This window comes from Photobacterium toruni (assembly GCF_024529955.1).
Classification (GTDB): domain Bacteria; phylum Pseudomonadota; class Gammaproteobacteria; order Enterobacterales; family Vibrionaceae; genus Photobacterium; species Photobacterium toruni.
The window spans coordinates 1531506-1552868 of the sequence record NZ_AP024854.1; the positions used below are offsets into that span (position 1 = coordinate 1531506).

General features: G+C 36.6%; 21 protein-coding genes. 9 read left to right on the top strand and 12 right to left on the bottom strand.

The genetic code is table 11. The annotated features are described in order from the left end of the window. Nucleotides 1-21: 21 nt before the first annotated feature. Nucleotides 22-480 carry a GAF domain-containing protein gene (locus OC457_RS07175; RefSeq protein ID WP_080175154.1) on the bottom strand — a complete coding sequence of 153 codons (459 nt, stop codon included), beginning with the start codon at nt 478-480 and terminating at the stop codon, nt 22-24. An 86-nt stretch (nt 481-566) separates the two neighbouring features. Here OC457_RS07175 and OC457_RS07180 point away from each other — a divergent pair, with 86 nt between their 5' ends. The 4 genes from OC457_RS07180 (at nt 567) to rsmF (ending at nt 7951) form a co-directional block, all read left to right on the top strand. Continuing rightward, complete coding sequence (locus tag OC457_RS07180) at nt 567-2399, top strand: ABC transporter ATP-binding protein (RefSeq protein WP_080175153.1); 1833 nt, start codon at nt 567-569, stop codon at nt 2397-2399. 116 nt (nt 2400-2515) lie between these two features. Then, nucleotides 2516-3712 carry a paraquat-inducible protein A gene (locus tag OC457_RS07185; RefSeq protein WP_080175152.1) on the top strand — a complete coding sequence of 399 codons (1197 nt, stop codon included), beginning with the start codon at nt 2516-2518 and terminating at the stop codon, nt 3710-3712. Continuing rightward, entirely contained in the window at nt 3693-6320 is a 2628-nt protein-coding gene (locus tag OC457_RS07190; protein WP_080175151.1) for an MlaD family protein, read from the top strand. The genes OC457_RS07185 and OC457_RS07190 overlap by 20 nt, the downstream gene beginning before the upstream one ends. Nucleotides 6321-6520: 200 nt before the next feature. Beyond that, complete coding sequence (gene rsmF, locus OC457_RS07195; RefSeq protein WP_080175150.1) at nt 6521-7951, top strand: 16S rRNA (cytosine(1407)-C(5))-methyltransferase RsmF; 1431 nt, start codon at nt 6521-6523, stop codon at nt 7949-7951. 309 nt (nt 7952-8260) lie between these two features. On the opposite strand, the gene OC457_RS07200 is transcribed toward rsmF, so the two are convergent. Next, nucleotides 8261-8575, bottom strand: a complete 315-nt coding sequence (locus OC457_RS07200) for a DUF496 family protein (RefSeq protein WP_080175149.1) — start codon at nt 8573-8575, stop codon at nt 8261-8263. Between the two features lie 544 nt (nt 8576-9119). On the opposite strand from OC457_RS07200, the gene cspE (OC457_RS07205) reads away from it, so the two are divergent. Both cspE (OC457_RS07205) and cspE (OC457_RS07210) read left to right on the top strand, forming a co-directional pair. Continuing rightward, nucleotides 9120-9329 carry a transcription antiterminator/RNA stability regulator CspE gene (gene cspE, locus OC457_RS07205; RefSeq protein WP_080157479.1) on the top strand — a complete coding sequence of 70 codons (210 nt, stop codon included), beginning with the start codon at nt 9120-9122 and terminating at the stop codon, nt 9327-9329. 384 nt (nt 9330-9713) lie between these two features. Next, entirely contained in the window at nt 9714-9923 is a 210-nt protein-coding gene (gene cspE, locus OC457_RS07210; RefSeq protein ID WP_080175148.1) for a transcription antiterminator/RNA stability regulator CspE, read from the top strand. 78 nt (nt 9924-10001) lie between these two features. Here the strand turns inward: cspE (OC457_RS07210) and OC457_RS07215 are convergent, their stop codons facing one another. Together OC457_RS07215 and efpL are read right to left on the bottom strand one after the other, a co-directional pair. Beyond that, a complete protein-coding gene (locus tag OC457_RS07215) occupies nt 10002-10463 on the bottom strand; it encodes a GNAT family N-acetyltransferase (protein ID WP_235866950.1) in 462 nt (153 codons plus the stop codon). A gap of 92 nt (nt 10464-10555) precedes the next feature. Further along, nucleotides 10556-11128 carry an elongation factor P-like protein EfpL gene (gene efpL, locus OC457_RS07220; protein ID WP_080175147.1) on the bottom strand — a complete coding sequence of 191 codons (573 nt, stop codon included), beginning with the start codon at nt 11126-11128 and terminating at the stop codon, nt 10556-10558. Nucleotides 11129-11384: 256 nt separating this feature from the next. On the opposite strand from efpL, the gene OC457_RS07225 reads away from it, so the two are divergent. Beyond that, nucleotides 11385-12419: an IS630 family transposase gene (locus OC457_RS07225; protein ID WP_262054044.1), complete on the top strand. Its 1035-nt coding sequence runs from the start codon at nt 11385-11387 to the stop codon at nt 12417-12419. A gap of 26 nt (nt 12420-12445) precedes the next feature. On the opposite strand, the gene OC457_RS07230 is transcribed toward OC457_RS07225, so the two are convergent. The 6 genes from OC457_RS07230 to OC457_RS07255 form a co-directional block, all read right to left on the bottom strand. Continuing rightward, complete coding sequence (locus tag OC457_RS07230; protein ID WP_080176460.1) at nt 12446-12865, bottom strand: GNAT family N-acetyltransferase; 420 nt, start codon at nt 12863-12865, stop codon at nt 12446-12448. 181 nt (nt 12866-13046) lie between these two features. Next, on the bottom strand, nt 13047-13262 hold the full coding sequence (locus OC457_RS07235) for a hypothetical protein (RefSeq protein WP_080176461.1): 216 nt from the start codon (nt 13260-13262) through the stop codon (nt 13047-13049). A gap of 195 nt (nt 13263-13457) precedes the next feature. Next, entirely contained in the window at nt 13458-14846 is a 1389-nt protein-coding gene (locus OC457_RS07240; protein ID WP_080176462.1) for an MDR family MFS transporter, read from the bottom strand. A gap of 130 nt (nt 14847-14976) precedes the next feature. Continuing rightward, nucleotides 14977-15774: a Cof-type HAD-IIB family hydrolase gene (locus tag OC457_RS07245; protein WP_080176463.1), complete on the bottom strand. Its 798-nt coding sequence runs from the start codon at nt 15772-15774 to the stop codon at nt 14977-14979. 148 nt (nt 15775-15922) lie between these two features. After that, complete coding sequence (locus tag OC457_RS07250; protein ID WP_080176464.1) at nt 15923-16105, bottom strand: hypothetical protein; 183 nt, start codon at nt 16103-16105, stop codon at nt 15923-15925. 130 nt (nt 16106-16235) lie between these two features. Beyond that, on the bottom strand, nt 16236-17054 hold the full coding sequence (locus OC457_RS07255) for a Cof-type HAD-IIB family hydrolase (RefSeq protein ID WP_235867007.1): 819 nt from the start codon (nt 17052-17054) through the stop codon (nt 16236-16238). A gap of 276 nt (nt 17055-17330) precedes the next feature. Between OC457_RS07255 and OC457_RS07260 the strand changes: the two genes are divergently transcribed. Beyond that, on the top strand, nt 17331-18089 hold the full coding sequence (locus tag OC457_RS07260; RefSeq protein ID WP_080176465.1) for an acetate kinase: 759 nt from the start codon (nt 17331-17333) through the stop codon (nt 18087-18089). A gap of 62 nt (nt 18090-18151) precedes the next feature. Here OC457_RS07260 and OC457_RS07265 read toward each other — a convergent pair whose 3' ends face one another. Next, nucleotides 18152-18991, bottom strand: coding sequence for a class I SAM-dependent methyltransferase (locus tag OC457_RS07265; protein ID WP_080176466.1), 840 nt, complete (start codon nt 18989-18991; stop codon nt 18152-18154). A gap of 445 nt (nt 18992-19436) precedes the next feature. Here OC457_RS07265 and OC457_RS07270 point away from each other — a divergent pair, with 445 nt between their 5' ends. Beyond that, complete coding sequence (locus OC457_RS07270) at nt 19437-20672, top strand: SGNH/GDSL hydrolase family protein (RefSeq protein WP_080176467.1); 1236 nt, start codon at nt 19437-19439, stop codon at nt 20670-20672. Nucleotides 20673-20743: 71 nt separating this feature from the next. Here the strand turns inward: OC457_RS07270 and OC457_RS07275 are convergent, their stop codons facing one another. Further along, nucleotides 20744-21313, bottom strand: a complete 570-nt coding sequence (locus OC457_RS07275; RefSeq protein ID WP_080176468.1) for a beta/gamma crystallin-related protein — start codon at nt 21311-21313, stop codon at nt 20744-20746. Nucleotides 21314-21363 lie beyond the last annotated feature (50 nt).

Here is a 21363-nt window from a genome sequence, read left to right on the forward strand (position 1 = left end):
AAAACCACCGAAAGCATGAAATTAGAGTACTTTTTGTAGTGCTTCGACAAAAGAAACTAGACCTTGTTCATCATTTTGGTCAAATCTTGACAAATTTGGGCTATCAATATCCAGTACACCAATTAATTTTCCCTTCACTGTAAGCGGAATAACGATTTCTGAATTACTTGTAGCGTCACAAGCGATATGCCCAGGGAAAGTATGTACATCAGCAATACGTTGCACTTTATTTTCAGAAATTGCTGTGCCACATACGCCGCGTCCAACCGGAATGCGCACACAAGCAGGGTTTCCTTGAAATGGACCTAAGACTAATTGCCCTTGTTTCAATAAATAAAACCCAACCCAATTAATTTGTTCTAACTCCATATTTAATAACGCACTAATATTAGACATATTAGCGATAAGATCCGTTTCACCCTCAATAAGAGCCAATGCTTGTTGTGTTAGACGATGATAAAAAGCGGGTGTATTTTCCATAGCTTACTCCGTATATAGCCGTTAGAATAGCAAGAATACTACTGATAATAGGAATTATTCTCACAGTGAAAGATAAGAACCATCTTATGATTAATTGGTCTTGGTTACTACAACAAGCAAAATTACATAAACCAAGATTAATTGTTGCAAACATTATTGCTGTTATCGCAACCTTGATCAGTGTACCCATTCCACTTTTGATGCCACTAATGGTTGATGAAGTTTTGCTGCATAAATCAGGTGAAGGCATTACTTATCTTAACGCCCTTCTACCTTCGGTTTGGCACAATGCAACAGGCTACATTATTTTAGTGCTTGTTCTCGTTGTATTAATGCGCACCTTTAGCCAAGCGCTGAATATACTTCAAAGTCGACAATTTACATTAGTATCAAAAGATATAACCTATAACTTACGTCAACACTTACTCGACAAACTTGGTCGTATAAGTATGCGACAGTATGAGGAACGAGGCAGTGGCGGAATCAGTTCTCACCTTATTACTGATGTTGAGACCATCGATAAATTCGTCGGAGATACATTAAGTCGCTTTATTATTGGATTATTAACCATTATAGGTACGGCTGCCGTTCTATTGTGGCTAGATTGGAAACTTGGGCTTTTTATTCTGATCATCAATCCTATTGTTGTCTATGCCTCTAAACTAATGGGCAGCCGTGTTAAGAATCTAAAAAGCAAAGAGAATAAATCTTATGAAGTATTTCAACATCGCTTAATTGAAGTATTAGATGGTTTATATCAATTGCGAGCTTCTAACCGCGAACGTGATTTTTTAGACCAATTAAAAGGTAATGCCAGTGATATTCGCCATAGTGCAGATAAATACGCATGGCAATCAGAAGCTGCTGGCCGTATTTCCTTTTTATTGTTTTTAATTGGATTTGAAATATTTCGTGCCGCGGCCATGTTAATGGTGCTATTTAGTAATTTAACTATCGGTGAAATGCTAGCTGTCTTTAGTTACTTATGGTTTATGTTAGGTCCTATTCAAGAATTGCTCGGCATTCAATTTGCTTGGTATGGCGCATCAGCAGCAATGCAGCGTCTAAATAGCCTATTATCACTTGAAGAAGAAACTCGTCCACCAGCAACGGCTTATCCTTTTAATGATGATCAAACGATTGCGATTAAAATTCGTAATTTACATTTTTCTTATGACAATGATAAAGAGGTACTTTGCGGCTTAAACCTCGATATTCCTGCCGGTAAACGGGTGGCTCTCGTTGGTGCTTCTGGTGGTGGTAAATCGACTTTAATTCAATTGCTCTTAGGTATTTATCAAAAAAGTAGCGGTGATATTTTAATCAACGATCACCCTATTGAAACCGTTAGTTATGAAGCATTACGTGAGAAAATGGCGGTCGTATTACAGCAACCTGTGTTATTTAATGAAACGTTACGTCATAACTTAACGCTTGGTGCATCCTTTAGTGATGATGAGTTATGGCAAGCACTAGATATCGCTCAACTTGCTGATGTGACTGAACGCCTCACTCACGGTTTGAATACTGAAATTGGCCGTCAAGGTATTCGCTTATCAGGTGGACAGCGCCAACGATTAGCGATTGCGCGCATGGTGCTCACTAATCCTGAATTTGTTATTTTAGATGAAGCAACATCAGCATTAGATACCTCAACAGAAGCAGCATTACATACCGCACTTAATGTTTTTTTAAAAAACAAAACTACCTTGATTGTTGCTCACCGCTTATCTGCCGTAAAACAAGCTGATATTATTTATGTACTTGAAGATGGTTTAGTTAGCCAGTCAGGAACACATTTAGAGTTAGTCAATACACAAGGGCTTTACCAAACACTTTATGGGCCAATTCAGTCAGCTGAAATTTCGCCGCACCATGTTGATCCTCACGAAGCAGTAGCCAGCGTCAACGCAAAATAATATAGTGTGCATCAATCGGCGCTCATTGATGATATTTATTGTTTTTATTAACAATAAGTCACTCACCATTCAATGGGCGCTTTTGTACACATTATAATTAAAGGAAAAAACGCACCATGTCGAAGGCTCGACGCTGCCCAGGCTGCGATTTACTTGTTTTACCAGCACCAGCGACTCAAGGACACAGCGCCTATTGCCCTCGTTGTCATACTCGACTCTATCGGGGGGGAATTGCACGTTTTAATGCTGACTTAGCGATTGCATTAGCTTGTCTTATTCTTTATATCCCTACGCTAAATTTACCATTAGTGACTATTCGTCTAGTGGGACAAATGATCCCAGCGTCACTGACATCAGGAACAGTAGCACTTGCTCCCACCTTCCCTTCTGTCGCTATATTAATTCTTTTTTGTAGCGCCATTGCCCCCTTGTTACTGATCGGCGCAGTGTTAGGAGCACAATACGCATTACGTTTTCGTCACTTTCGAATATTTAAAGTTTCGTTATGGATCCTTTCCCATTTAAAACAATGGACAATGCTAGAGGTTTTCTTAGTTAGTTTGGCTATTTCATGTTTTAAAGTACAAGAAGTGGCTGAAATTTATATTGGCATAGGCTTATATTGTTTAATCAGTATGCAAATTTTATTGTCAGTATTATTAACCAAAGTTAGTGTTCGTCGATATTGGGATGCATGGCAACCCGAAGATGAACACATCAGTGATAAACTCGATACGGTATGTCACTGCTGCCAATTAACCCAAGAAGATTTACCGCATTGCCGTCGATGTTATAGCCAGTTACATCATCGAGTTCCTAAATCATTACAAAAAACATGGGCATATCTTATTACTGCCAGCATTTTTATATTACCCGCAAACCTTTACCCTATATCTATTTTTATGAATAACGGTAAGCGTATTGAAGACACTATTTTTTCAGGCGTTGCCGGATTAGTTAAAACAGGAATGATCAGTATTGCCATCATTATCTTTGTGGCAAGTATTGTTGTTCCTGTCGCTAAAATCATTGGATTAGCATATATATTGTTATGTATTCAATTTAAACAACGTAGCCAACGTCTACAACGTATGCGCATTTTTCGAATTGTGCATTGGATTGGCAAATGGTCTGTAATGGATTTATTTGTTATTGCCATTATGGTCGCTTTAATCGATCGTGGACAAATTCTTGACTTCACCCCGGGACCGGGAGCAATTGCTTTTGCCGTGGTCGTTATATTAACAATGTTAGCAGCAGAGAGTTTAGATTCACGTCTAATCTGGGACAAATATGAACAACGAACCAAATAACACACAACCGCAACCGGTTAATATTCGACGTGATCGCAGCTTATCACCTCTGTGGTTATTACCTTTACTCGCGATCATTGTCGCTGGGTGGTTATTATATAAAGCCGTTAATGAGGGCGGCGAACGTATTCAAATCCATTTTAATGATGCTGTTGGTTTAGTCGCAGGCCGTACGACTATTCGTTATCAAGGTTTAGAAGTGGGTATCGTCCGTGATGTGACATTATCTAAAGACCTTAAAAGTATCTATGTTTCTGCCGATATTTATCCAGAAGCAGTAAAAACGTTACATACACATACCCAATTTTGGTTGGTGAAACCAAAAGCATCGATAACTGGAATTTCAGGCTTGGATGCACTTGTTTCAGGTAATTATATTGCCCTTCAGCCTGGTACTGGTGAATTTGCAACCAAGTTTACAGCGCTCGAAAATCAACCTGCAAATATGCCAGAACACAATGGCTTAACCCTACAATTAAAAGCGCCTAATTTAGGGTCGCTTAGTATTGGCTCCCAAATTTTTTATAAAAAGATCCCTGTCGGTGAAATTTATAATTACACCCTCAGTGCCAATAAAAAAGAAGTGTTGATTGATGCGTTGATCAAACCGCATTATGCCAATCTCGTGACCAATAAAAGCCGTTTCTGGAATGTGAGTGGTGTAAATGCCAATATAGGCTTTAATGGCGTTGATGTTCAATTTGAAAGTTTATCAGCATTAATTGCAGGAGCGATTGCCTTTGATTCGCCAGATGAAGGTAAACCAATAGATGAAGGACATTTATTTAATCTCTATCCTGACATCAATACCGCTGGGCGTGGTATTGCAATCACAATCACCCTTCCTGATAATAATAATGTGAGCAATTCAGGCGCACCGATTATGTATCGTGGCCTACAAATTGGTAAAATTTCCGACTTAAAACTGGACGATAAAACCAATAAAATTATTGCCCATGCTGCTATTGAGCCAAGCATGAGTGATTTGCTAAACAGCGGTTCTCGATTATTACTAGAAGAAGCACAAGTCTCTCTTTCTGGTATTAAAAATATTGGTAATCTTGTCCGTGGCAATTACTTACGCTTAATTCCAGGTGAAGGTAAAAAAACACGTCATTTTACAGCTATTACTCAAAACACACTGGAAGAACAACAATCGGGTGTTGCTATTTTCTCTCTTTTTGCAGATAAAAGTTATGGCTTAAAGCCCGGTACAGCATTGCGCTATCGTGGAATAGATGTTGGTCATATTACAGCAGTAAAACTTGAGGGGGATCAAGTTCGATTTGATGCATTAATTCAGCCGCAATATACCCACTTAGTTCGATCTCACAGTCGATTCTTTATTGATGGCGGTATCGAGGCCAATATAAGTAACACTGGTATTGATGTTTCTATTCCCGCAGCAGATCAATTAATCAGCAGTGCAATAAGCTTTACTGCTAGTGGCAAACCGGGCATCCAAAAAAGCTATTCTCTGTTTAAAAATAGACAACTAGCTAAACTTGCAGATGAAAAATTAAAAGGTTTCACCTCTATCACACTTGTCGCAAAAAACTTACCTCCTATATCTGTAGGCAGTCCAGTACTTTATCGAAACTTACAGGTCGGTGAAATCACCAGCTTTTCATTAAAAACATCAGGCGTTGAAATAAAAGCTAATATACAAAAAAAATACCGTCATTTAATTGATAATAACACCGTTTTTTGGAACCGTTCAGGCGTTGAAGTTGAGGCTGGGCTCAATGGCGTTAAAATCAAAGCAGATCCCCTCTCAACGTTATTAAAAGGTGGTATCGCATTTGATTCTATTAACGGCGTTGTTAATCGCTCAGGTAATAACTATAAACTTTACCCAAGCTTAAGTGATGCTCAACATTTTGGCGTGATGATCACATTAACCGCTGATGATGCACGTTCTATATCAAAATCAACCGCGATTAAGTATCAAGGTGTTGTTATTGGCAAAGTTGATAATATTGAACCAAATTTTGATTGTAACAATGTTACTGTAAAAGCACGTTTATTTCCGCAATACGCTAAAGTAATCGCACGTAAAGATAGCTATTTCTGGATAGTTAAACCTAAAATCAGTTTAAGTGGCAGTGAAAACTTAGACTCATTATTAAGTTCGTATATTGCAGTTCAACCGGGTAACGGTCTAAGTGCTCATAGCTTTAAATTAGGCTCTGCTGAATTATTTGATGCCGGAAAAACCTTTATTCTTGAAAGCGAAGAACGCGGATCTGTTAGTGAAGGAACACCATTACTTTACCGTGATATTCAAGTTGGACAAGTGATTAAGGTTGCTTTAGGTGCATTAGCCGATCGCGTTTTAATTACCGTTCAAATTGAACAAAAGTATCGTCACCTTGTACGTACTGATAGCGTTTTCTGGAATGCTTCTGGATTAAATGTCGATATCGGTATTACTGGCGCAAAAGTAAAAACGGGAACATTTGATAGCTTACTGCGCGGTGGCATTTCATTTGCAACACCGGCAACACAACCATTGGCACCACAAGCAAAACAAAATAAGCACTTTTTACTTAACAAAGAAGTGAATCCACAATGGGTAAGTTGGCGCACCGCTATCCCTATTAAATAATAGGTAAACAACAAATATAAAGGAGCATCTGATGCTCCTTTTTTGATCGCTCAGCTCAAATAAATGCGGCTTTTATACACAATATAATAATGATAATCCCTCCTTATCTATAACAAACTTAGAAGCATAGATAGCTGATATAACTTTGTTCCTATTTAGTATAGAATCCCGACATTGCTAGTTTGACAGAGAGTGCTACCTTGCATCCTAATATCTATATTCCTGACGCTTTTATTGATCTTATCAAGCATACAATGCCAGAAAATCTGAGTATTGATGAGTTTATTAGCTATTGTAAAACACCACTACGCCGCAGCATTCGCGTTAATACACTAAAAATAAGTGTGGCGGATTTTCTTACGCGTGTTGCAGATAAAGGTTGGACGTTAACCCCTGTTCCTTGGTGTGATACCGGCTTTTGGATTAAACGAGAGGATGAAGAAAGCGTTTCATTAGGCAATACTGCTGAACATATGGCGGGATTATTTTATATTCAAGAAGCCAGTTCAATGATGCCTGTTACCGCTTTACTTGATAACAATGACGCCCTTGATTGTGTTCTTGATATGGCATCCGCACCAGGCTCTAAAACAACCCAAATAGCTTGTGCTATGCAAAACAAAGGCGCATTAGTTGCCAATGAGCTTGCTGCTAGTCGAATTAAAGTATTACACGCTAACCTACAACGTTGTGGCGTTCATAATGCAGCACTAACCCATTTTGATGGCTGTGTATTTGGCACATGGACACCTGAAGCATTTAACTCTATTTTACTTGACGCCCCTTGTTCTGGTGAAGGCGCTATTCGTAAAGATGATGATGCAATGGCTAACTGGAGTCTTGCATCAATCGATGAAATAGCAGCAGTACAGCGCAAATTAATTGTTAGTGCATTCCAAGCATTAAAACCTGGTGGTGTTATGGTGTATTCAACCTGCACCCTAAACCTGCATGAAAACCAAGAAGTCTGTCATTACCTAAAAGAAACCTTTGGTGATGCGGTTGAATTTGAATCTTTAGGGGATTTATTTGAAGGTGCACAAAAAGCGCTAACACCTGAAGGGTTCTTACACGTTTATCCTCAAGTTTTTGATAGTGAGGGCTTCTTTGTTGCACGAATTCGTAAGCATGCTTCCGTTGACACCGATCCAGTTAAAAAGCGCATGGGTAAATTCCCATTTACTCAAGTTAAAGCCGATGAACAACAACTGATAGCAGAACAACTTAACACTGATCTTAATATTAGCTTATCAACAAATAGTGATATTTGGTTACGAGATAAAGAAGTATGGTTATTCCCATCACAAATTAAACCTTTGATTGGCGAAATCCGTTTCCAACGCATAGGCATTAAACTCGCAGAGCAGCACAAGAAAGGCTATCGCTGGCAGCATGAAGCGATCATGACGCTTGCAACCGGTAAAGAGTCAGTTGCTATAGCATTAACAGCACCACAAGCGAAAGAGTGGTTTATGGGGCGAGATATTCGTCCAGAAGATCTAACGGGTAAAGGTGAAGTGATTGTTACTTACCGTGATTACCCTATTGGTATCGGTAAATGGGTTGGCAATCGAATCAAAAATGGCTTACCTCGCGAATTAGTACGTGATACAAATCTATTTGATATCTAATTCAATACCCTGCTGATTATTGGCTATTTAATGATAAATCCAGCAATTATTTTTGATGACAACTGGAAAAAAATCAAAGCTAAACTAATATTGATAGTGTAATCAAATTCTAGACATAGACATAAATCAGTTAGCGCAAGGCTCAATCAATGAGCCTATTCCCCTAAGCCCGACACAGGAATCGTTTCGGGCTCTTTTTATACTGATATTCTCTTTTTTACTCAAATCTCAAATTTACTCAATGAAAAATAACCAAAAAAAAACCTGAGCATATATTGCTCAGGTCTTAATCAGTTAACACGCATAAAATTAATTATGTTTGTGCGCTGTAATTTCTGCTTTTCGAAGGTCTTTAACTGTTTTACTAACGTCACGACGTTCTTTAGAAAGTTCAGCACTGATAATAATATGATCATCAACACGATCTTCATAATCGCTTTTCATATTTTCGATGATTTCTAAAATTTGATCATGGCTCATATCTGCTTTGATATAATCCAGCATGTTTTCTAGTAATTCTACACGCTTACGGTTATCACGAACTTTACGGTCATTATCTAAAATTTCGCGTTTAAGTTTGTTTTTACGACGAGCCTGACGAACAAGTTCAAGGATGTTGTTCATGTTTTGTCCTTAGTCTGAAAATAAAGCCTTGTGAAACTGATTTAATGCTAATAATTAGGAAAAATGCACTTCCTAGTACATAACCGTCGAGTCTCAGTTCTTTTCTAAAATCGTTATATCAGAAAATCTGCTGTAAACTCAAGTAATACCCGCAGATTATCGTCTAGATGATGCGTTAACATACGCTTGAAGATCCTTTGTTGTCTGAATTATGCTCTTTCTATTCTAAATTGCTTTGATTTCGTTCAAGAAATATTTAAAATTATTACCGCAATAAAAGGCATTTAAGTGAAAAATTTAAGAAATAATAATGACAATCCAATGATTATTTCTTTTGCTCATAAAAAATAATCAATTTGATTTGCAAATTGCTGATCAGCGCCTAGTCTTCATAGTAGACCAGTACTTATTTACAGTTAAAGCAATCTGAACAAGGATATCTTCGCTGTCATCCTCATGATCAGCAACAGAGTTCAACACTCAAATCGCTCCGTAATCTGATATTGGCTATACCGTGTGATGAATAGATTTATCAGGAGACAACATGTCAAAAGCAACAGGTACCGTAAAGTGGTTTAACGAAGAGAAAGGGTTTGGTTTTATCACTCAAGATGACGGCGGTGCTGATGTATTTGTACACTTCCGTGCGATTAGTGGTGATGGCTTTAAAACCTTAGCTGAAGGCCAAAAAGTCTCTTACGAAACAGAGCAAGGTCCTAAAGGTCTTCAAGCAGCAAACGTTGAAAGAGTTTAATAAATTAACCTTGAATATCGACAAAAATAAAGGGCTCATTCAGCCCTTTTTTCAATTCAGTCAAAAACCTATATAACAATCCAATTCAACTTTCTCTAATGCCCCTTCCCTACCATATGCATACAAGCATTTTCACAGTATGTTATTTTGTTAGTATGGTCACATTATTGATTGGTTCTTAAACGAGAAACTTGCCCTTTCAATATGAAAATGGCCTAATACTCATGGTTTTATTAAAGGCCTATTTATGCAACAAATTGAAAGAGAAAACTTCGATACACTGTTCAAATATTCACAGTTGTCCTGAAGCGCTTCATTATTCTTTTGTACATAAGTAAAACAGCGTAATGTGCGCTACTAATTTATTATTTCAGGAGACATAACATGTCTAAAACAACTGGTATCGTTAAGTGGTTCAACGATGAGAAAGGTTTCGGTTTTATCACTCAAGACAATGGCGGCGCTGACGTATTCGTTCACTTCCGTGCTATCACAGGTGAAGGCTTTAAATCTCTAGCTGAAGGTCAAAAAGTTTCTTTTGACGTTGAGCAAGGCCAAAAAGGTCCTCAAGCTGCTAACGTTGAGCGTGCTTAATTTTTCAACGAACAGTTGAAAGAAGTAAAGGGTATCTAGGTACCCTTTTTTTATATCTATTATTTACGTAATAATTGCTCACTTTGCCACATACACCATTTTTATCCGTGGTTGACCAACACCAAAATACTCACTTTCTTGTTCAACGTCGGTAAAACCTAGCTGTTGATATAACTTTTTCGCATAATTATCTGGATGTACCGTTAACCACAGTTTTTCACAGCCCGTTAGTACCTCCATAGCTTCTTGTATTAGTTTTCTACCCACTCCACGTCCCTGTACGCTAGTATCAACAGCTAATGCCAATATCCACCCTTCAGTTACTTTTAACGACATAGCATTAAACTGAGGCGCACACAACGCATAACCAATCACATTGTCTTGTTCACGAGCCACTAATAATCCAGCGGGCCAACAATCATAAGCTTGGCGAATGAAAAAATCAGGATAACAATGATCACCAAATAATCGCTGCTCTAACTGAAACACCGCGTCTAAATCTTCTTTTTTAGCAACACCAATTGTTATTATCTGAGCCACATGATTCCCTGTGCATTATGTTTATAATGAGTATTAAAAAAGCCAGCATCGAATAAACGATACTGGCCTTATAAAATAATAATAACTAATTATTATTTGTCAGCACGGCTCATGAACTTGTGTTCAGCTGTGTTGATTTTGATTTTTTCGCCATTTGCGATGTACTCAGGAACTTGAACAACAAGACCTGTAGACAATGTTGCAGGCTTAGTACGAGCACTTGCAGACGCGCCTTTAATTGACGGATCAGTCTCAACAATTGTTAGCTCTACTGTTGCTGGTAGTTCTAATGCAACAGGTGCACCGTCTACAGTCAGTACTTCAATACCTTTAGTATCTTCAGTAATGAAAAGTAGCTCTTCAGAAATTGCTTCTTTAGTGAATGTGTATGGCGTGTAATCTTCATCATCCATAAACACGTATTCTTCACCATCGATGTATGAGAAAGATGCTTTCTGACGACTGAAATCTGCTAACGTAATCATTTCATCAGCTTTGAAACTAACATCCGATTTAGAGCCCGTTGCAACATCATAAATACGCATACGGTAAAGACTTGCGCCTGCACGACCACTCGGTGTTAGCTTAGTAATTTCTTTAACTAAAGCTACTTTACCGTTAAGTTCAATAGCTGCAAATTTTTTAATCTCACTAGCCTTTGGCATGATCATTATTCCAAAAATAAATAGTGGTGAGAAATTACACCAAGATACAGATTTATAGCAAGTAATATGATAGTCCAATCTCTATTTTTTTGCATTGATCTACTAACATGGTCAATAGATAGACAAGACAATAATCAGATCTTCTTACTCGCTTCTTATGACTTTATATAGCGTCAGACTGATAACTATGAATATAATACCAATCTAACTAAAATTATGATCTAATTGAAGCCATCATTTTTAAATGAGATTCGCTATGGACAGCCTAAACAATACCGACTTTAAAAAGCTTGCTCGCCAACAAAAAACAATTCAAATGAAAATGAGATTACTTGCCTTGGAGCACTTCAAGGAAGGTAAATCTCGTACTCAAATTGCTAAATATCTCAAAGTTAGCCGAACAAGTGTTAATAAATGGGTGAGTATCTTTCTTGAAGAAGGCTTAGAAGGGCTTCAAGAAAAAACGCGTAGTGGTCGCCCTGCATTTCTCTCACCTAAACAACGTGAGCAGCTATCCAATTATATTAAACTTAAAGCTCAAGACTCTTCTGGCGGGCGATTAATAGGCGCGGATATTCATGCTTACATTCTCAAAGAATTTGATAAAAACTACCACCCAGATTCTATCTATTATCTACTTAAGCGCATGGGCTTTTCGTGGATAACATCACGGTCAAAACATCCAAAACAATCACAGCAAGCTCAGGATAATTTTAAAAAATTTAAAATTGAAACGATCCTTAAGATCCCAGGACATATAGCGCTCGATAAGGTCGATGTATGGTTTCAAGATGAAGCAAGATTTGGACAACAAAATACCACTACCCGTCTTTGGGCTGAACGAGGAACTCGACCAAGAGCGATAAAACAACAGCAGTTTGAATATGCTTATCTATTTGGTTCGGTGTGCCCAGCAAGAGGAGTTGGTGAGGCGTTAGTGGTACCTTGGGTAAATAAAAAAATAATGACTGAGCACCTTGCTCAGATATCACGAACCACAGAAAAAGGTCGTTATGCTATTGTAGTGATGGATGGTGCAGGCTGGCATACTGACGATATTGCTAATCCGTTTAATAATCTCAGCATCATCAAACTTCCACCATATTCTCCAGAACTTAACCCAATAGAACAAGTTTGGAGTTGGTTACGACAACACTATCTCGCTAATCAAAATTTTTCTGATTATAACGACATTCTCGATAAGGTCTGCCTTGCATGGAATCAGTTTAATGAATCGGCTTCACGCATCACTAGAATGTGTTCAAGAGATTGGATCAACCTGACCAGTTAATTTTCCAGATTGGTATAACCGTTATATTAAGGTAAGACTAACTCGCTAATATCCGTTAATACCCACGAACTATTCTGTTCCTTAAACCCAATTTTAGAATAATACTCTGCAGCCTTGGGCGCAGATAATGAAATAATTTTACAGTTCTCTGCCACAGATTCTGCTGTTACTAAAATAAGATATTTACCAATTCCCATTGATTGAACACTTTCATCGACCACAAGATCAGATAGATAACAACAATCATAGAAATCAGTCATTGAACGAGCCAAACCTACAAGCTGTTCATTAACCCATGCTGTTACGATTAGATTGCTATTGTTTAGTATACCTTGCACAACTGTTTCATCATTAACTTGTCGAGATTCAGTAAATGCGGTTTTATTCATTAATTCAATGTATTGATTTGCTGTAATCGAATGATTAACTTTATAGTCGATTTCCATTTGAACCCTTTAACGCCAACGCTATTTATAACGTGAATACTACACTAGATTATGATTATAACGTGTGAATATCAGCAATTAATTTAACGCTCTCATGCTGAAATATTCATTCGATGTGGGCAATAAACGGCAGACAAAAAAATAGCGACATCATCGATATGATCATGTCGCTAGTAATATTTTACTTACTTTCAGATGTATAGCTGGAATATGAGCAGTAATAGCAACCATTTGATTGAGGATATATCTTTTTAGCCGCCTCTAATGCAGTACTACAGGCGGTATGATAACCAAGCGCATCACAATTTTTCAAACCAGGGCTATGGCTACATGTTGCTGTATGAATTTCATGATCGCCGTTATCTTGCGCATTTTTATCTACATAAAACAAACTCATAATCACCTCTGAATATTAGTATCCTAAGTAAAGACATTACTCCGTTCAAATTGTAGGAGATACTCAATAATCCCAATAATTAGATTTGTATCACTTTCAATCAGAAACATTCGTCTCTAAATAATAATACTGTGATTGACTCGTTTTATTTCGCTATTACCTTTAATCTTTCAGTCATATTATTTCACGCTATTGTTACTCAGAGTCCAACTCAACTTCATCAGATAATGGACGTTTCTTCAATGCCAATACAGCCAAAATAAAAGCCACTACCGCAACAGTTGCCATCATAAGATAGGTTGAATTAAACCCTGATGCTAACAATTGACTATCTACACCAGCTAACCCATTGCTACTGCTTGCCAACACATTGTCAGGCAATTGAAAATGGAAAATCGCAGAACAAACAGCGACCCCAATAGCACCACCCAACTCACGCCCAAAATTAAACAATGACATACCAATACCCCGATCTCGCGGTGGTAACACGTTTTGCACAACCACACTTAAAGCTGGCAAGGTAAAGCCAAGTCCAAGGCCAGCCAAAATAAGCGCTAATTTCACTTCAAAATCAAAATGTAATTGCCATAAGGCCAATGACGCCATTAAAAATCCAAGCATCACAAAAATCTTATAATTCCCCCAGCGCGCAATGAGTTTTCCACCGATGAATGCACCAGTTGTAATGCTAAACATAAATATCATCATAAATAGTCCACTCTCTGATGCTGTTAGCCCTTTTTGCCATTGCAGTTGTAAAGGGAAATACACCAATATGGCAAACATCAGTAACTGTGAACATAAAATCAAAATTACGCTAACTAAATAACCGGGCAACCGTACCAAACGAGCAGGAAGAATTGGATATTTTGCTAATTTTTCAACAATATAAAGTAAAATAAGTGATAACAATAACGCACCGGATACCCAGCCGATAGGCAATTGTGACTCTGGCGATAAGAGCAATAATACTAATGTCGTTACACTAATAAGCAATGCTGCCCCTTTCCAATCAAATGGAGATTTTCGTCCTTTACTTAAATGGGCAAGATTATTATTCACCATCCATAACGCTAATATTCCTAAAGGTAAATTAACCCAAAAAATCCAACGCCAATTAAGATGCTCTGCAAAAAAGCCCCCTAATAACGGCCCTGCAATACTAGATACAGCATAGACAATGGAAATATAACCTTGGTATTTACCTACAATACGAGCAGGAATGCTGTCAGCTATCACGGTAAAGGCTAATGCAATTAAGCCACCACCACCAAGCCCTTGCAGAACTCGACTGATAATTAATTGACCTAACGTATCTGATAATCCGCATGCTATTGAACCTAACATAAATAAGACAATACTTACATTGAGCATTTTTACACGCCCGAAAATATCACTCAACTTACCATAGACAGGAAGAACAGCAGTGGCAGCTAATAAATAGGCGGTTACAACCCAAGTTAATGCCTGTCCTGCGTTTAAGTCTTGGCCAATAATAGATAGCGGTGTAGTAACAATACTTTTTTCTAACGAGCCTAAGGCTATAACAAGAGCAACACTGGCAAATATTCTTTGGGGCGACATGCCTCATCCTTTACTTAAGTATGCAAATACAACGTACTGTATGACTTCATCATATATACAAACATCATCATCAAAACAGTTTGAATAATTTGTTAATAGCTAAATAAAATCAATACCCTATTTCTAAAAACTATTTCAATACTTGTTCTTTAATAATCGTCATAACACCTTGCTCGTTATTACTTGGCGCATGAAAACGGGCCAGTTGCTTAATTTCAGGATGTGCATTATCCATAGCATAGCTAAAATAAGTTTCTTTTAGCATTTCAACATCATTTAAGAAATCACCAAAACTCATACTTTCTTCAAATGTAAAATCGAAAATACGTTGTAATTCTTTAATTGCGGCACCTTTAGAGGCTGTTTTATGCATTACATCAAGCCACACTTGTGCACTAATCACAACTTGATGGGTCTGAGAGTACAGCGGCGCTATAATTGGATATACCTGTTGCTCTGTGCCATTAAAATTAAGTACCGCAATCTTAATAAATTCATCATCCACCATCAGTAAATCATCAACAAATTCAAGGTTATGGTAATATTTTTTAATTTCTTCTAATGCCTGAGCATCTGTTGTTTCAGTATAAGCAGAATTTTTACCGCAGAGAACAATGAAGGTATTGTCGATAGTTTTAATACTATTAATAATGGTATGAATTTCTGATGTTGGAATAGTTGAACTATAAAGCTCTTTGCCGTGGTGCATCACTAACGTACCGTTTTCGGCAATAAATAACATCTTGTCTTTAATTGGCTCAAACGTATTGACTAAGCTCTGATACTGACGACCCGATGCTGCGGCAAAAAGAATATTTTTAGCATCTAGTTGATTAAATATATCGTAAAAATCTGCAGGAAGACGTTTCTCATCACTCAGTAACGTGCCATCCATGTCTGTTGCTATAAATTTGATTGAAGATGCCATAAACAGTATTACTCCGACATTTTTATAATTAATGTCTTATATTCTACCTGTTAATGATGCTTTTTTTTACTAAAATACCAGTCAGTTATAAAAAGCACCACTACCTTGCATAATGATGCTTTCGTTATAGAAACCAACAGTCATTGATCTATGAAAGATGATTATCTATCTTTTTTTTCTTTGGTGTCGACTTCACTTCAGTGCTACAGCAACCGCCAACATTTCCTTTTTTTGCTTTTAGGTATAACTGTATAAATAAAAAGAACATGAAGAATAAAAAAACAACAACAGAAATAATGACATATAACGGAAATAGTTCATCTGTATTCATTGAATGCTCCTTGGTCATACAACATATTAACAACTCAAATAAGAATGTAATTCATTACCATTGTTTGTCAATAGTCTTTTAACTCCCATTAATACTGTCTCTACACAGAAAAACCGACTAAGCCCCCAGATTAGTTACACTGTAACACCTGTTGTTTAATGACGGTTATTACACCCTGTTCATTATTAGTTGGTGCAATAAAACGGGCTAATTTTTTAATCTCAGGGTGTGCATTACCCATTGCATAGCTAAAATAAGTTTCGTTAAGCATTTCTATGTCATTAAAAAAATCACCAAAACTCATACTATTTTCAAATGTAAATCCGAATTTAGCACGCATAGCCTTAATCGCCTGCCCTTTTGATGCCTGCTTATCCATAAAATCTAGCCATGTTTTACCACTCACGACCACTTGGTGTGATGCTGAGAACAAAGGGGCAACCAAAGGATAAACGTATTCTTCAGTACCATTAAAGTTTAATACTGATATTTTAATAACCTCATCATCGATATCTAATAAATCATCAACAAACATAATATGATGGCAATATTTCATTATTTCTTGTTGAACCTGCTTATCTTTAGTCTCTGTATAAGCTGATTTTTTTCCACATAAAACAATGTGCGTATTTTCAATATTACGGACGGTATTAATAATGGCATCAGTTTCAATTTTTGGAATTGTCGCACTATAAAGCTCTTTACCTTGATACATCACTAAAGTGCCATTCTCAGCAATAAAAAGGATCTTATCTTTAATAGACTCAAACATTTTTAATAATGTAAAATATTGTCGCCCAGATGCTGCTGCAAACATGATCTTTTGATCATCAAGCGCATTAAATACATTCAAGAAATCATCTGGCAGCTCATTTACATCATTAAGTAATGTTCCGTCCATGTCTGTCGCAATAAATTGTATCGATGATGTCATACGGTTATTACTCATAATTTAAATCATTAATTAATTACATTTTACCTATTTATCATATTGGTTTTAATTAAAAATACAGATTACTTTTATCCATATCTATAATATTTTCCTTATCTTAATTTATCAGATTAAAAACATAAAAAAGCATCTAAATTAAAACAAAATTATGATTTTATAGAATTTAATTTTCAGCTCTAATTATATCATAATTATACCATTAGCAATAAAACACTTGCATCAGTATGCTATATCGGCATAATGATATCACTCCTTTTATTTCCCGGACTTCTGATGAAAAAGACAGTTATTGCTTTAAGTGTCCTTGTTGCTATATCCATTTCAGGGTGTCAATCAACTCAACAAGCACAACGAGATAGTTTAGATTCTAATGTCGTAGATATGAATGATCATATGCTTAGTATGATCCGCGGGGTGGTACTCACATATGACCCAGTAAAAGTCAAACCTGAACAATTAAAAAATCAGACAGCACAATTAGCTGGTTCAGGTCTTATTGCTGGTGGATTAGGTGGAGCTGTTTTAAGTGGAAGTCGTGATGGTATGGCGATTGGTCTTGGGACTGCACTTATTGGTGGGCTTACTTTACTTGCAGATAACATTTCAACACCAACATTAGTTGATGCTTATCGTTATACAGTACAATCACAAAAAACTGGTGAGCTAATTGAAGTTTATCAAATAGATAAAGCCCCTATTTCAGAAGGAGCACCAGTTTTTGTTCGAAATTATCAATCAGGTCGATTAACCGTTCGACTAGATACAACTCAAGGTCATTCATTTAAACGCGCTAAAGATACAAAATATGCAGGTAAAGGCCGTTTAACATCACGTGAACGTAATGAAATTCGTGAAGATGCTGCTTTTGAGCGTCAATTACGTAATGATTCTCGAGATGAAAAAACAAATAATATATTACAAGAGCAATATAGAAGATCTATCAAAATTCAAACTGATAAATTAGGTGCTTCAATTGATGCACGTAATCATTCTATACGAAATAGCAAAACAACAAATATAAATATTAATTAAAAAAAGGAGTCGATGTTATTATAATAATATTAATAATTTCATCGACTCCTTTATTTGATAATTTATTTCTGAGCACTAACACCCATCAAATGATCCACTTTCTGTATATTTTTAAAGCCAGCTGCTTTTAATCGACGAATAACGCCATCAACAAAACCACTGCCTTTTTTCATAATATGTGGATTACCCGTATAGTGGAAAAGACGTCCATCTTGACGTAATACACGGTAGATCTCACTATAGAACTCTTCACTGTACAGTTCACCAGCAAGAGAAAAACGTGGTGGATCGTGAATTACAGCATCAAAAGAGATCGAAGGCATTGTCTCAATCAACTCAAAGCTACTTCCCTGACGTTGTTCAATCCCATCGTTATTCAAATCACGCGACCACGGATTCTGAGCACGCAGACTCATTACTGATTCACTTAGCTCAATGGTCAATACTTTTTTAGCACCTAACCGATGTGCCGCAATCGCAGCGTAGCCTAAACCACTACAGCAATCTAATACATTATCACCACTGCGTACTGCCTGTTTTGCCATCTCTGATGCACTCTTGAAAGGATCTGTTCCTTTCGATATGTGCATTTTAACACCACTAATTTCAAGTAGCGGCGCTCCCTCCGTTGGGGCTAATTTATAATAACCAACACTCCGATCTTCTAATGGCTCCATATCGCCATCGCTACAAACATAAATTCGTTGTGTCTTTTTAACTATCTTCTTAAGATCAGCAATAGAAAGTTTATTTTCTTCGTCAAGAATTAAACCTTGCTCAGTGACTGCAAAATCCTGTTCGCTAAGGTTTAAATCTGCAGAGATTCGAACACTAGAAAGTCCTTTCTTAATGGCATCTAATGCCTGCTGCGCATTTTGTGTATGAAGGTAATAGCCGAGCATAGTTCATTTATCTAATTAGAAACACTAGCGATATTATAACATAAAACAGAACCGTCAGATCTGCCTCGTTATTCGCCCTCTTAACCTAATTTCTATTAATAATATTATTACTTTCTAATAACATATTTATTGTATCTTTAAGGATGATCGTCGCCATGATAAAGCATCATTCACCATCATTCACCATCATTCTTTGTTATTATTTCATTCATAAAAAGCATACAAATAAGAAATATAATATCAAATACAGATAATATATGACTGAATATTGGAATGAAAAAATACAAATTAATCCATTTTCTAGAAGAATATCCCATTATAGAATATAAAACATGCATCCTATAACAAGCTCTATTAATGTAACCAGACAATGCAATTATTTGCATTTCCTGTGCGTATTATTTGCAACTGTAATTAATACCAATTATTAATAGAAAGGACTGTCATGAACAAAGCATATTTGCTATTAACGTTATTATTCCCTTTTGCTGCAACAGCTTCTGATAACGTGCAACAGATTGAAAATCATCCATTACAACAAAATGCCATTCCCAATACTAACAATACTTATACCTATGTGAAATGTTGGTATCGTACCAGTATAAGTAATGATGAACCTGCTACTGATTGGGTATGGGCTAAAAATAGCGATAATAGTTATTACGAATTGCCAGGCTATTGGTGGTCATCCATTTCATTTAAAAATATGTTTTACACTGATGTATCAAATAAAGACATCGCACAACGCTGCACAACGTCTATTGATACAAATAATAAAAATGCAGATATTACTTTTTATGCTTCAGATATAAAAGCATCTTATAGCCATACTATTTGGACGAATGATAAAGCTCACCAAACACATACTATTAATAAAATTGTTGCTTTTGGTGATAGCCTTTCTGATACGGGTAATACTTTCAATGGTTCACAATGGCTATTTCCAAATAGGAATAGTTGGTTCCTTGGTCATTTCAGTAATGGCTTTGTCTGGACAGAATATCTTGCTAACGCCAAACAACTCCCTTTATATAACTGGGCTGTTGGTGGCGCTGCTGGTGTAAACGAATATGGTATTCTCACTGGAATTTATGACCAAATTTCTTCTTTTATTACTTATATGAAATCAGCCAAAAATTACCAGATTGAAAATACACTATTTACGCTAGAGTTTGGCCTTAATGATTTCATGAATTACGATCGTAATGTTACTGAAGTCAAAAGTGATTACAGCACAGCCCTTATTCGTTTAACCGATGCAGGCGCTAAACATATTTTATTAATGACACTACCCGATGCAAGCAAAGCACCACAATTTAAATATTCAACAGCTGATAAAGTCGCACTAGTCAGCCAACAAATTAAACAATTCAATCTCTTTATAAAAGAACAAGCTACGTATTATAAAGCAAAAGGCATTAACATTACGTTTGTAGATGCATACCAAATATTTGAAAACGTTACCTTTGAACCTCAAAAATATGGTTTTGTGAATGCTAAAGATGCTTGCATGGATATTAATCGAAGTTCATCAAAAGATTATCTTCTTAGTCATAGTCTAACTAATGATTGTGCGCAACATGGCTCTGATAAATATGTATTCTGGGGGGTTACTCACCCGACGACTGCGATGCATAAATATATTGCACAACAAATTATTAAAAGTATTTCAATAAACTAAATCACTTTAATAAGGTTGGCACTACCCATCGGTAGTGCCAATTATTTTAGCAATACCCTGATGCTCAGTGGTTAAAAGGTACTTAATATCTTAATAGAACTCACCTGATTATCGAATCCAGTTGCATTTTCATCGCCACTATTACGGGTATAAAAGCCACCACTATAATTTACACCCTCGTAAAATCTAACCGTCCACCCACTAGGAATAGCGAAAGATGACATTCGATTATCAAAATTATAATCACTTAAATTAGAAACATTATGCGTGATCATTACAGACTCACCCTTTTGATTATTTTGACTATAAATTGAAACACCATGACGTCGGTCTGTATCTATTCCCAAAACGAGAGAAGATTCAACACACTTCGCCGCTGTTGCTTTACAGAAAAGACTGCCCTCACCTTGAGACTTTTCACAACGATGTTGCACTTTATAACGAGCCATATCCCGCGTTACACCAACGTCGGCAAAAATATCTCGAAATGGTTGTAACGTACAAACATAAACGCGGCTATCATTAGTGCTACTTCTATCGTTGTGATTAAGATTATTTACATTTTTAAACTCAAAATGTAAATCCGCATATGAAGCAGTACTGAAACCTAAAAGTGTGGTTAAAAAGAGTATTTTTTTCATGACTACTTATTCTGAAATAGTAAAATAAATGATTACTATAAGATTAATAA

Excerpts from the sequence above, each read along its gene's own strand:
- OC457_RS07225 (WP_262054044.1), top strand. The coding sequence starts at position 11,385 with ATGGACAGCCTAAACAATACCGACTTTAAAAAGCTTGCTCGCCAACAA.
- OC457_RS07275 (WP_080176468.1), bottom strand. The coding sequence starts at position 21,313 with ATGAAAAAAATACTCTTTTTAACCACACTTTTAGGTTTCAGTACTGCT.
- OC457_RS07260 (WP_080176465.1), top strand. The coding sequence starts at position 17,331 with ATGAAAAAGACAGTTATTGCTTTAAGTGTCCTTGTTGCTATATCCATT.
- OC457_RS07190 (WP_080175151.1), top strand. The coding sequence starts at position 3,693 with ATGAACAACGAACCAAATAACACACAACCGCAACCGGTTAATATTCGA.
- OC457_RS07245 (WP_080176463.1), bottom strand. The coding sequence starts at position 15,774 with ATGGCATCTTCAATCAAATTTATAGCAACAGACATGGATGGCACGTTA.
- OC457_RS07175 (WP_080175154.1), bottom strand. The coding sequence starts at position 480 with ATGGAAAATACACCCGCTTTTTATCATCGTCTAACACAACAAGCATTG.
- OC457_RS07265 (WP_080176466.1), bottom strand. The coding sequence starts at position 18,991 with ATGCTCGGCTATTACCTTCATACACAAAATGCGCAGCAGGCATTAGAT.
- OC457_RS07270 (WP_080176467.1), top strand. The coding sequence starts at position 19,437 with ATGAACAAAGCATATTTGCTATTAACGTTATTATTCCCTTTTGCTGCA.
- efpL (WP_080175147.1), bottom strand. The coding sequence starts at position 11,128 with ATGCCAAAGGCTAGTGAGATTAAAAAATTTGCAGCTATTGAACTTAAC.
- cspE (WP_080175148.1), top strand. The coding sequence starts at position 9,714 with ATGTCTAAAACAACTGGTATCGTTAAGTGGTTCAACGATGAGAAAGGT.
- OC457_RS07200 (WP_080175149.1), bottom strand. The coding sequence starts at position 8,575 with ATGAACAACATCCTTGAACTTGTTCGTCAGGCTCGTCGTAAAAACAAA.
- cspE (WP_080157479.1), top strand. The coding sequence starts at position 9,120 with ATGTCAAAAGCAACAGGTACCGTAAAGTGGTTTAACGAAGAGAAAGGG.
- OC457_RS07250 (WP_080176464.1), bottom strand. The coding sequence starts at position 16,105 with ATGAATACAGATGAACTATTTCCGTTATATGTCATTATTTCTGTTGTT.
- OC457_RS07185 (WP_080175152.1), top strand. The coding sequence starts at position 2,516 with ATGTCGAAGGCTCGACGCTGCCCAGGCTGCGATTTACTTGTTTTACCA.
- OC457_RS07180 (WP_080175153.1), top strand. The coding sequence starts at position 567 with ATGATTAATTGGTCTTGGTTACTACAACAAGCAAAATTACATAAACCA.
- OC457_RS07255 (WP_235867007.1), bottom strand. The coding sequence starts at position 17,054 with ATGAGTAATAACCGTATGACATCATCGATACAATTTATTGCGACAGAC.
- OC457_RS07235 (WP_080176461.1), bottom strand. The coding sequence starts at position 13,262 with ATGAGTTTGTTTTATGTAGATAAAAATGCGCAAGATAACGGCGATCAT.
- OC457_RS07240 (WP_080176462.1), bottom strand. The coding sequence starts at position 14,846 with ATGTCGCCCCAAAGAATATTTGCCAGTGTTGCTCTTGTTATAGCCTTA.
- OC457_RS07230 (WP_080176460.1), bottom strand. The coding sequence starts at position 12,865 with ATGGAAATCGACTATAAAGTTAATCATTCGATTACAGCAAATCAATAC.